This is a genomic window from Alcaligenes sp. Me129 (genome assembly GCF_050487245.1).
In the GTDB taxonomy this organism is placed as follows: Bacteria; Pseudomonadota; Gammaproteobacteria; order Burkholderiales; family Burkholderiaceae_B; genus Alcaligenes; species Alcaligenes phenolicus.
The window spans coordinates 1-8,887 of record NZ_JBKQGX010000034.1; the positions used below are offsets into that span (position 1 = coordinate 1).

Here is an 8,887-nt window from a genome sequence, read left to right on the forward strand (position 1 = left end):
GTACTAGCCCCACCCCTGCCCACAGATTGGGCGAGACTTCCAGCTGATCGCGACGGCCACCATGCAAGGCCGCCATGCGTTTCTGGCCTACCGAGTCCATGCTGGCGTAGTTGGCCTGTGCTTTGGCAATGTCCTCGTCCGTCAATTTGCTGATCAGACGATCCGCCTCGGCCCAGGCTTCTTCATTGGTTTCACGTACGATCACGTGCAAGCGCACCCCCAGCCTCAATTTGCGACCACGGGCGGCGGCACGGCGGCGGATGTCCTCAAATTTCTTGCCCACAGCAGCCGGTGGTTCGCCCCAGGTCAGGTAAGCATCGACATGCTCGGCAGCCAGTTCATGGGCGGCGTCCGAGGAGCCGCCAAAGTACAAGGGCGGATAGGGTTTTTGCACAGGCGGGAAAAAGTTGCGGCCATTCTCTACCTTGAAATGCTTGCCCTGAAAATTCACGGTGTCGCCAGAGAGCAATTGACGCCAGATCGTCAGGTATTCATGGGCGTATTCATAACGGGCATCGTGGTCCAGAAACACGCCTTCGGCGGCCAATTCGGTGGCATCGCCGCCAGGCACTACATTCAGCAGCAAACGGCCATGCAGGGCCTGGTCCAGGGACGCTGCCTGACGTGCGCTGGAGACGGGAGCGCCCAAAGAGGTACGCAGTGCCACCAGCAGCTTGATGCGCTGGGTAACAGGAACCAGGCTGGCCGCCACCACCCAGGGGTCCAGGCAGGAGGCGCCGGTGGGAATCAGCAAGCCGTCATAACCCAGGTTCTCGCTGGTGACGGCAATGCTGCGCAGATACTCGTTGGTAGGCGCGCGGCCAAAGTCGGATTTGCCCAGATAACGGGTATCGCCCGAGGTGGGCAGGAACCAGAAAATATCGGGTGTGGTGGAGGTGATTTGGCTCATGCTGCCTGCGCCTCCAGAACAGAGTTTCGCAGCGGCAAACGCGTTTGAATACTGTGCAGTACCGGCACGGCCAGATCAACGGTGCGCTGGATGTGCTGTTGCAGGGCGGCGCTGGTGACTTCGCCGTCCTGAATCTCCTCGGGCGTGGCATAGACCCCGATGGGCAAGGTCAGAGCCTGGAAGAAGCTGAACAGGGGCCGTAGCTGATGTTCGATGACCAGGGCATGGCGTTGGCTGCCGCCAGTGGCGGCCAGCAATACGGGGGTGCCATTCAGGGCATTCATGTCGACCAGATCGAACAGGTGCTTGAGCAAGCCCGGAATGCCCGCGCGAAAGATGGGCGAGCCCACGATCAGAAAGTCGGCCTGCTCAATGGCGGTGATGGCCTGATGCGCTTGGGCGGGCAAGGCGTCGGTGGACAGGGCCGCGCCAAGTTCGGGCAGCAGGCTGACCAGCTCGATGTTTTGCACGTCCAGTGCCAGTTGGTCGTTCAGTGTGTCGCGTAGCGCATCCAGCAGCACTTGCGTGCGGGAGGGACGGTGCAGGCTCCCATTCACAATAACGGTTTTCAGAGGGCGGCTCATGGCAATTCCTTGCAGTGAAATCAGAACAAGGTGCCGCCAGAAAACGGGGGCACCTGTGCGAGTCAATGTCTTGTATTACATGCCTGATCGTCGCGGCCACGAAAGACAATTCGCTCATGTGTTTATGGTCGATAAGCGTCCTTACTCTTTTGATTTGCTTATGAAAATCAGTATTGTTGAATGTGAAAAAATGAGCTGCCAAATGGCATGAGCATGAACTGTGTCAGGAGTTCGTCGCCGGTCTTTTTCGGGGGCAAAAAAGCTGATCGGAACAGGAGTGCCAGAACTGGATAGTGCGCCGCTACGTTGTGCCAAAGCTGGATAGTTCGGCGCCAAATGGCTTCATAGAATGAAACCAGGTCAATCCGGGGGGATTGGCATCCGACTGTGTGGGAAACACAGCGGCTTTTATTTCTATGAGAGAGACAAGTCATGACTCAAAACAGCACCCCACCCTATATCGACATTGAAAAACGCATCGACAAGGTACGCGACGAATACGCGCTGGTTGAAGGCCACTTCGATGCGTCCGAGGAAACCTCCCCCTGGATTCCTTTCGGCCCCAATATCTGGCTGCGTCACCTGAGCTTTGATATTCGCAACAACACCTCGGTGCACATCATGCGCGCTGACAAAGGTGGTTCTTTGGGGCGTCATCGCCACCGCGCTGTGGTGACCGGCTACATTCTGTCCGGCAGCCTGCGCTACGAGGAATACGATTGGGTGGCCCGCGCCGGTCATTACATCCACGAAAGCCCCGGTCGCACGCACACCCTGGTGTCCGACGAAGGCATGGAAACCCTGTTTCACCTGGGCACGCCTATCGAGTTCCTGGACGAGAACGACAACATCCTGGAAATCATTGATGTGTTCTGGATGATCGACCACTACACCAGCTACTGTAAGAAGCACAATCTGCCCATCAACAAGTCCATGTTCATCTAGGACTGTTTGATGCTTGTGTGCCGTGTCTGCCCCGTTTGATGGGGCAGTTCCTTGAAGCGTTGCTGGTAGTAGGCAGAAAACCGCCCCAGATGCCCAAAACCATGCGCCAGTGCCACCTCGGTGACGTTGGGGCGGGGTCGGCTTTGCAGCACCTGATGGGCGGCGTCCAGACGCAGATTGCGTACCCAGCTCATGGGGGACTGTTTGTAGTGACGACGGCACAGCAGATGCAGGAAGCGGGGACTCACACCCGCTGCCTGCGCCAGATCATCCAGTGAGATGTTGCTGTGCAAATGCGCCAATACATAGTTTTTAGCTTGGAGCAGACGCATCTGCCCTGCTCGGGCCGCCGCTCCCATGGACTCATCCACCAGAGTCTGCACGGCTTGTTCATCGGCAGGATGACACAGCAAGAACAAGGCCAGGCTGCTTTCAATATGCTGTGTCCAGTTGGCTGGACGGTCGCTATGTTGCGTCGGTAGCAGAAGCAGATGCTGGATGAGGTTGGCCCATTGTGGGCCCATACAGGGGTCCAGCTTGTAGACGCAGCCCCGGGTCATGCCCTCTTGTGCCAGAGTCTGATGGCCCACGCCATCAAACAAGCTGTAGGGAATTTTCACGATCAACTGTTCACAACCGGCCTGCCACAAGGTGCGCACATGATGGCGGGGAGACACCACCGCAATATCGCCGGGATAGGCCGTTAGTTTGTGATGGCCATCGCTGATGAATTCGGCTGTACCTTGCAAAGGCATTTGCACCAGGCAGAAGTCCCCGAAGGCATCGGCCTGGATTTCCACTTCGGCACCATAGCCCAGTCGCATCAGGCTGATCTGATCAATATCGCGACGGTACAGGCTGGTGTTGATGCGCCCGCGACCCCAATGCAGGGCATGCCGGGAAATGGCCCGGCTAAGCGGCTGATGAGACAGCTCGGCGCTGTGCGAATGAAAGATTGGATGGCGGTACAACACCGACAGATCCAAGCCATTTTCTGCCGACATTGGGAACCCCTTGTTCCAGAGCATAAGGATGCGCGTGACCAGCGCCTAGTGTAAAAGTTGAGCGGCTGGGTGGGCATGGGGGCTATCCCTGATCGGGGCTGGTCGGTTTCAGAATATTATTTATTTACAGATAGATAGCCAGTTTTCTATTTTATTTAAGTTTAAAAGAAGCTGTCTGCTTCTTGGTGCTGTGGTTGAGGCTTGAAGAAGTCTGCAGCAGGAGTTTTAACGCCCCTGGGCCCGATCCCCTTTCAAGGTCATGACGGCGCTTTCCACTGTCGCAATCATCTTGCCGTCTTCTCGCTGGATTTCACAGCGGTAATGGCTGATGCTGCGCCCGCGATGCGTGGCCCAGGCATGGGCTTGCAGCCGCTCTAGCCAGACTGGCCGCAGAAAGGTGGCTTTCAGATCAATGCTGGTAAAGCTCTCGCCTTCCTGCATCAAGGTGGAATGGGCCGTGCCGATGGCGGCATCGGCCAGTTCGCACAAGAGGCCGCCATGGACCGTGCCCTGCTGGTTGCCATGCAAGGCAGCGTCTGCGTCCAGTTCCAGCGTGGCGCTGGCTTCATTTATAGCGGTAATACGAAAGTTCAGTAGCCGGGAAATTGCGGTGGGGTAACGCATATGCGTGTGCTCGCCTTCGGCCAGTGTGCCATTCAGTTGGCGTTGCAGATATTCCAGTACGGGTAAGTGGCGAGATGAGCTTGGCATGGTGGCTCCAGTCGTTGCTAGGCGATTTGAGAATGTGGTGCTGGCCGTGAGGGTGGCTCTTGGCGGATCAATACATAGTGAATGACGCTGTCAGTGTGGTGGCTTAGCTTAAAAGCGCTTGCACCGGCGGATTCACGTCGCAAACGGAGAGGGTCATGCTGCGGTCAGCCTTAAATAAAAGGTCGAATAATCAGTTGTAGACCCAGGGCCGCCAGAAACAGCAGCAAGCATTGCTTGAAGCGGCGCGGGCTGATGCGCACGCGGATCTTTTGTCCCAGCCACATACCCAGCAAAGCCGGAACAATCACCAAGGTGGACATGCCCAGCTGGTTCAGCTTGAAGACATCGTGCATGAACAGACCGCCAGCCAGCGCGAGGGTGGAAATAGTGAAGGACAGCCCCAAGGCTTGCACCAGCTCGTCTTTATCCAGATTCAGGGCCTGCAGATAAGGGACGGCTGGCATCACAAAAACGCCGGTAATGCCGGTCACCACGCCGGTCACCAGACCAATCAAGGGTGACAGCCAGGGCTCGAAGCGGGGCGACACGGTCAGGGCGGGGGCGATAAGCGCATAGCTTGCATACACCAGCAACGCGATACCCAAGGCCATGCCCGATAGCTGTGGTGAGGTACTGGCCAGCAGCGTTGAGCCCCAGAGCGTGCCCAGCACAATGATCAGCATCATGGACCAGAGTCTGCGCAGCAAAGCCAGCATGGACGGCCCGGCAAAGCATTGCCAGACATTGGTGATAAAAGAAGGCAGCACCAGCAAGGCGGCAGCCGAGGCCGGTGACATCATCAGGCCCAGCAAGCTCATGGCTACCGTTGGCAGGCCCATGCCGGTAATGCCTTTGACCATGCCCGCTATCAGGAAGATGGCACTGAGTAGAAGAAGGAAAGAGAGAGATTCGTGCATGCCTGTATTGAAGCGTGGCAGGCAGATGCACACAATGTGGATTTAAGGCGCTATCCTTCGGTTTATCCGAAGGTTTTCAGGAGTGGTGATGCGACTGGGTCTGGCCGATCTGCATTTGTTCTTGAGCATTGTGGATGCAGGCAGCATCACACAGGGAGCGGTACGCGCGAATCTGGCCCTGGCTTCGGCCAGCGAGCGTTTGCGCCGTATCGAGGACGATGCCGGCGTTGCTTTGCTGGAGCGCCTGCCACGGGGAGTCGTCACCACAGAGGCAGGCGAGGCGCTGGCCCACCATGCCCGTTTGATGCCGCGTCAGCATGATCTGCTGAAAGGCGAGTTGCAGGATTTTGCTGTTGGAGCGCGGGGGACTTTGCACCTGTATGCGAACACGGCGGCCTTAACCGACTTTCTGCCATCACGCCTGGCACCCTGGCTGGCACAACGGCCGAATCTGCATATCGAGCTGAAAGAGCGTACCAGCGCAGATATTTTGCGTACGGTTGCCGCCGGTTTGGCCCAGGCCGGTGTGGTGTCGAATGCAGTGCAGGCACCGGGGCTGATGCTGGAGCCGGTTGCCAAGGATCATCTGGTGCTGATTATGGCTGCGGCTCACCCCTTGGCGGCACACAGCAAATTGAGCTTGCTGGATGTTCTGCATGAACCCTTCGTGGGCCTGATGCCGGGTAATGCCCTGCAAGACCATCTGGACGAACATGCTCGCGCAGCGGGCCATGCTTGGGTGCAGCGCATCCGTATGAAAACCTTCGAAGGGCTGTGCCAGATGGTGGCCCACGGTGTGGGCCTGGGGATTGTGCCGCAAGGCGTGGCCAGCCGCTACAAGCGTCGCCATGGCTTTGCGGCGCGGCCTTTGAGCGACGCCTGGGCCAAGCGCTCCTTGTGCCTGTGTTATCAGGACTGGGGCGCCCTATCCAAACCCATGCAGCGCTTGTTGCAGCATTTGGGGTCTAAGGAGACTGTCTGAGCCCACGTTTTTTGTGAAAACGTGTTCACGGAGCTGCATGCTTTCCAAGCCGCCAGGGGGCAGATGCCAGGCGTAAGGTTCATGCTGATTTCCGCATTTTTTGTCGGATTCAGCGATCTGTTTTTCTATTGGTGGTGCCTTGCAACTCTGTCGTTTGATGACTGGCTCTAATGCCGGAGCTCACCTTCTTTGTTTTCGCTTAACACCCTAGTGGGTCAGGCTGACAAATAGTGAGCGGCCGGTGACCTTATTCCAGCCCTTCCAGTTTGCTGGCAACAAGCGGCTCTTGCGATTCTGCTGGCTCCGCCAAGCTGATCTTCACTCCTATATCGGCCGGTTTCGCGTAGTGCAGGCTGCTGGTCACCAAGGCATTGACACCCGTTGCGGCATAGGCGGCTGCGTTACCTGCATGAATCCCGCCCGCTGCCAGAATGGTGACGTTGGGATGCGCTTTGCGCAGCGCAGGCACAATTTGTGCCAGGGTCTCGGGCGGGACTTTGTCGAACTGCACCACGTCCGCACCCGCCTGAGCCGCGCTATAGGCTTCATCCAGATCTGCCGCTTCGATCACGATTTTCTTTTCGCACAAGGCGTATTTGTGACGGGCAATCGCCCGGCCCACCTCCTCCCAGCCACCCATCAGCGCGCGGTGCTGGGGGAAGATCAAAATGGTTTCGCCCAGTCCCAGCCGATGCGGCATGGCTCCGCCCGATAGTGTGGCTTTCAAGGCCAACTTGCGTACACCGGGTGCATGTTTGCGAGTGGTCAGCACAGCCACCGAGGCATTTACCGTTTGCACGGCTTGCACGACTTGATGTGTCAGGGTGGCGATGCCGCAGGCAAACTCCAGCAGGTTCTGGCCGACCTTCCAGGCGCGCAGCAAGGCTTTGGCGGGGCCTTGTGCCAGCAAGATGGTCTGACCGGGCATGGCCGCCACACCGCTGGGGGTGTAGTGCTGAGTCCGGCCGCCGCAAGAGCGCACAATCTCGGCCACCTCCTCAGTGCCTGCCACGCGGATATGGTCACGCACGACGTAACGCAGTGTGGTGTTCTGGTTGTGCAGTCCCAGCATGTGGCTGGTCAGATCCAGGTAGGAGGCATCCTCGCCAATCCATTGGTCGATTTGGCTTTGTTCAAAAAAAACCGTCATTTTTGATTCCCGTAGCGCCGCAGCGCCCAAAAGCAGGCTAATGCCGTCAGCCCCAGCAAGCAGGACAGCGCATTGGCACAGTCTGTGTCGCCATCCAGGACGGCGTTGTAGATAGATAAAGACAGGGTTTCGGTACGACCTGCGATATTGCCACCCAACATCAGCGAGATGCCCACTTCTCCCATGGCCCGTCCGCCTGACAGAATCAGTCCCGTGGCCAAGGCAGGGCGCAGCAAGGGCAATTCCACCCGGAAGAAGTAGGACCAGGTGCCGTGGCCCAGTGTGGCTGCCGCTTCACGCAGCCGTGGCGACAGGCTGTTCATGCTGTTTTGCACGGGTTTGACCATCAATGGCAGCCCGGCGATAAAGGCGGCGATCAGCAAGGCCGCGGGCTGAAAAACAATATTGGGTGACCAGCCGGTGGCACTGGCCAACCAGCCCTGCCTGCCCAGGGCAAGCAGCAGCAAGTAACCGATAACAATCGGTGGGAAAACCAGCGGCAGGCTCACCAGTGAATCGAGTAATCCGTGGCCTGGGAAGCGCTTTCTGGCCAGTACCCAGGCCAGGGTTACCCCCAGAACCAATTGGGCCACCAAGGTGGCGGCCAGCACATATACACTCAGGCCCAGCGAGCTACTGGAGCAGCTCATCCAGGCGGACATCACAGGCCGTGACGCTCAAGAATGGACTTGGCCTTGTCCGAGCCCAGGAACTGGGTCCAGGATTGCAAGGCAGGGCTTGCAGGACGGTCCTTGAGCACGGCCAGGCTCAGATCAATCGGGTCGTGACATTGGGCTGGCATGGGCAGGGTGGTGCCCAGCTTGTCCTTGTGGGCCAGCGCTTCGCTGCGGTTGATGAAACCGGCGTCCACCTCGCCATTGAGCAGGTAGGTGGACACTTGCGGCAGCATGGCGACTTCAATGCTGCGACCCTCGGCCTGGATTTTTTCACGTTCCATGCAGGTGGTGGCGGCGCGACCGTAGACGGTTTTCTTGGCATCGCCTATAGCAATGCGGGCATAGCTGGGCTGCTGCAAGTCCTGGATGGAATCAATGGTCTTGCCTTTGGGCACGGCCAGCATCAGGGCACCCTGGCTGATGTTCACAAACTGCTGGGCAATGCCCATGGGTTCCAGAAAAAAGCGGTCGCCAATAATGGCAGCAATGTCTGGATTTTGCTCGCTCTGGGCGCGGACCTGCTGCATATTGCCAAAGCTGCTCTCTACCGCCAGGCCTGTTTCTTTATTGAAGGCTTCCATCAATTCCGTGACGGGTTTGCGGTAGCCTGCGCCAGTAGCGATTAGCAGGTCGGAGGCCTGAGCGGTGGTGGACAGTGCCAGCAGGCTGGCGGCAGAAAGCAGCAGAGATTTCATAGGGTTTCCTGTCAGTAAAATTCGTTATGAGTTTGAGTTTATAACGAGAAGAAGCAGACAGGGACCACCAGGGGGCTTTTAGGCCGTGGGTTTGAAAGTGGTATCAGACGCTGTGGCTCGACCGCAGGGTTGAGAGGTGTGGAGAGGACGGCAAACCGCGATCAAGCAGATGTGATGGAGGGCATGACAAGGAGGCATTGTCGCGGTGTGAACATGATGTTTTCATGAGCTGGCTTACGGCTTACGGCTTACGGCTTACGGCTTACGGCTTACGGCTTACGGCTTACGGCTTACGGCTTACGGCTTACGGCT

Annotated in this window: 10 protein-coding genes; 2 read left to right on the top strand and 8 right to left on the bottom strand. The window is 57.9% G+C overall.

All coding sequences use genetic code 11. The annotated features are described in order from the left end of the window. Together ACLPGZ_RS19445 and msuE are read right to left on the bottom strand one after the other, a co-directional pair. Positions 1-910, bottom strand: a 910-nt coding sequence (locus ACLPGZ_RS19445; protein ID WP_429641887.1) for an LLM class flavin-dependent oxidoreductase, incomplete at its 3' end; no start/stop codon positions are given. After that, on the bottom strand, positions 907-1,494 hold the full coding sequence (gene msuE, locus ACLPGZ_RS19450) for an FMN reductase (protein ID WP_239054960.1): 588 nt from the start codon (positions 1,492-1,494) through the stop codon (positions 907-909). The genes ACLPGZ_RS19445 and msuE, both read right to left, overlap by 4 nt. 432 nt (positions 1,495-1,926) lie before the next feature. On the opposite strand from msuE, the gene ACLPGZ_RS19455 reads away from it, so the two are divergent. Continuing rightward, positions 1,927-2,439, top strand: a complete 513-nt coding sequence (locus ACLPGZ_RS19455) for a 2,4'-dihydroxyacetophenone dioxygenase family protein (RefSeq protein WP_239054961.1) — start codon at positions 1,927-1,929, stop codon at positions 2,437-2,439. Here ACLPGZ_RS19455 and ACLPGZ_RS19460 read toward each other — a convergent pair. From ACLPGZ_RS19460 to ACLPGZ_RS19470, 3 genes are all read right to left on the bottom strand, one after another. Further along, the gene (locus ACLPGZ_RS19460) at positions 2,436-3,443 is read right to left on the bottom strand and encodes an AraC family transcriptional regulator (RefSeq protein ID WP_060186580.1); all 1,008 of its coding nucleotides are present in this window, start codon (positions 3,441-3,443) and stop codon (positions 2,436-2,438) included. The genes ACLPGZ_RS19455 and ACLPGZ_RS19460 overlap by 4 nt on opposite strands. A 225-nt stretch (positions 3,444-3,668) precedes the next feature. After that, positions 3,669-4,154 (bottom strand): PaaI family thioesterase, encoded by a 486-nt coding sequence (locus ACLPGZ_RS19465; protein ID WP_239054962.1) that lies wholly within the window; start codon positions 4,152-4,154, stop codon positions 3,669-3,671. Positions 4,155-4,324: 170 nt separating this feature from the next. Beyond that, positions 4,325-5,071, bottom strand: a complete 747-nt coding sequence (locus ACLPGZ_RS19470) for a sulfite exporter TauE/SafE family protein (RefSeq protein WP_239054963.1) — start codon at positions 5,069-5,071, stop codon at positions 4,325-4,327. Positions 5,072-5,159: 88 nt separating this feature from the next. On the opposite strand from ACLPGZ_RS19470, the gene ACLPGZ_RS19475 reads away from it, so the two are divergent. After that, the gene (locus ACLPGZ_RS19475; protein WP_239054964.1) at positions 5,160-6,053 is read left to right on the top strand and encodes a LysR family transcriptional regulator; all 894 of its coding nucleotides are present in this window, start codon (positions 5,160-5,162) and stop codon (positions 6,051-6,053) included. A gap of 247 nt (positions 6,054-6,300) precedes the next feature. Here ACLPGZ_RS19475 and modD read toward each other — a convergent pair whose 3' ends face one another. The 3 genes from modD to modA are packed head-to-tail and all read right to left on the bottom strand — an operon-like array spanning position 6,301 to position 8,575. Then, positions 6,301-7,203 carry a ModD protein gene (gene modD, locus ACLPGZ_RS19480; RefSeq protein WP_239054965.1) on the bottom strand — a complete coding sequence of 301 codons (903 nt, stop codon included), beginning with the start codon at positions 7,201-7,203 and terminating at the stop codon, positions 6,301-6,303. Then, positions 7,200-7,853: a molybdate ABC transporter permease subunit gene (gene modB / locus ACLPGZ_RS19485; protein WP_035269950.1), complete on the bottom strand. Its 654-nt coding sequence runs from the start codon at positions 7,851-7,853 to the stop codon at positions 7,200-7,202. Before modB ends, modD begins: the two co-directional genes overlap by 4 nt. 11 nt (positions 7,854-7,864) lie before the next feature. After that, a complete protein-coding gene (gene modA, locus ACLPGZ_RS19490; protein ID WP_239054966.1) occupies positions 7,865-8,575 on the bottom strand; it encodes a molybdate ABC transporter substrate-binding protein in 711 nt (236 codons plus the stop codon). Positions 8,576-8,887: the final 312 nt, after the last annotated feature.

Bases quoted from the DNA above. Each gene is read 5' to 3' on its own strand.
- msuE (WP_239054960.1), bottom strand. From the start codon at position 1,494: ATGAGCCGCCCTCTGAAAACCGTTATTGTGAATGGGAGCCTGCACCGT.
- ACLPGZ_RS19455 (WP_239054961.1), top strand. From the start codon at position 1,927: ATGACTCAAAACAGCACCCCACCCTATATCGACATTGAAAAACGCATC.
- ACLPGZ_RS19460 (WP_060186580.1), bottom strand. From the start codon at position 3,443: ATGTCGGCAGAAAATGGCTTGGATCTGTCGGTGTTGTACCGCCATCCA.
- ACLPGZ_RS19465 (WP_239054962.1), bottom strand. From the start codon at position 4,154: ATGCCAAGCTCATCTCGCCACTTACCCGTACTGGAATATCTGCAACGC.
- ACLPGZ_RS19470 (WP_239054963.1), bottom strand. From the start codon at position 5,071: ATGCACGAATCTCTCTCTTTCCTTCTTCTACTCAGTGCCATCTTCCTG.
- ACLPGZ_RS19475 (WP_239054964.1), top strand. From the start codon at position 5,160: ATGCGACTGGGTCTGGCCGATCTGCATTTGTTCTTGAGCATTGTGGAT.
- modD (WP_239054965.1), bottom strand. From the start codon at position 7,203: ATGACGGTTTTTTTTGAACAAAGCCAAATCGACCAATGGATTGGCGAG.
- modB (WP_035269950.1), bottom strand. From the start codon at position 7,853: ATGAGCTGCTCCAGTAGCTCGCTGGGCCTGAGTGTATATGTGCTGGCC.
- modA (WP_239054966.1), bottom strand. From the start codon at position 8,575: ATGAAATCTCTGCTGCTTTCTGCCGCCAGCCTGCTGGCACTGTCCACC.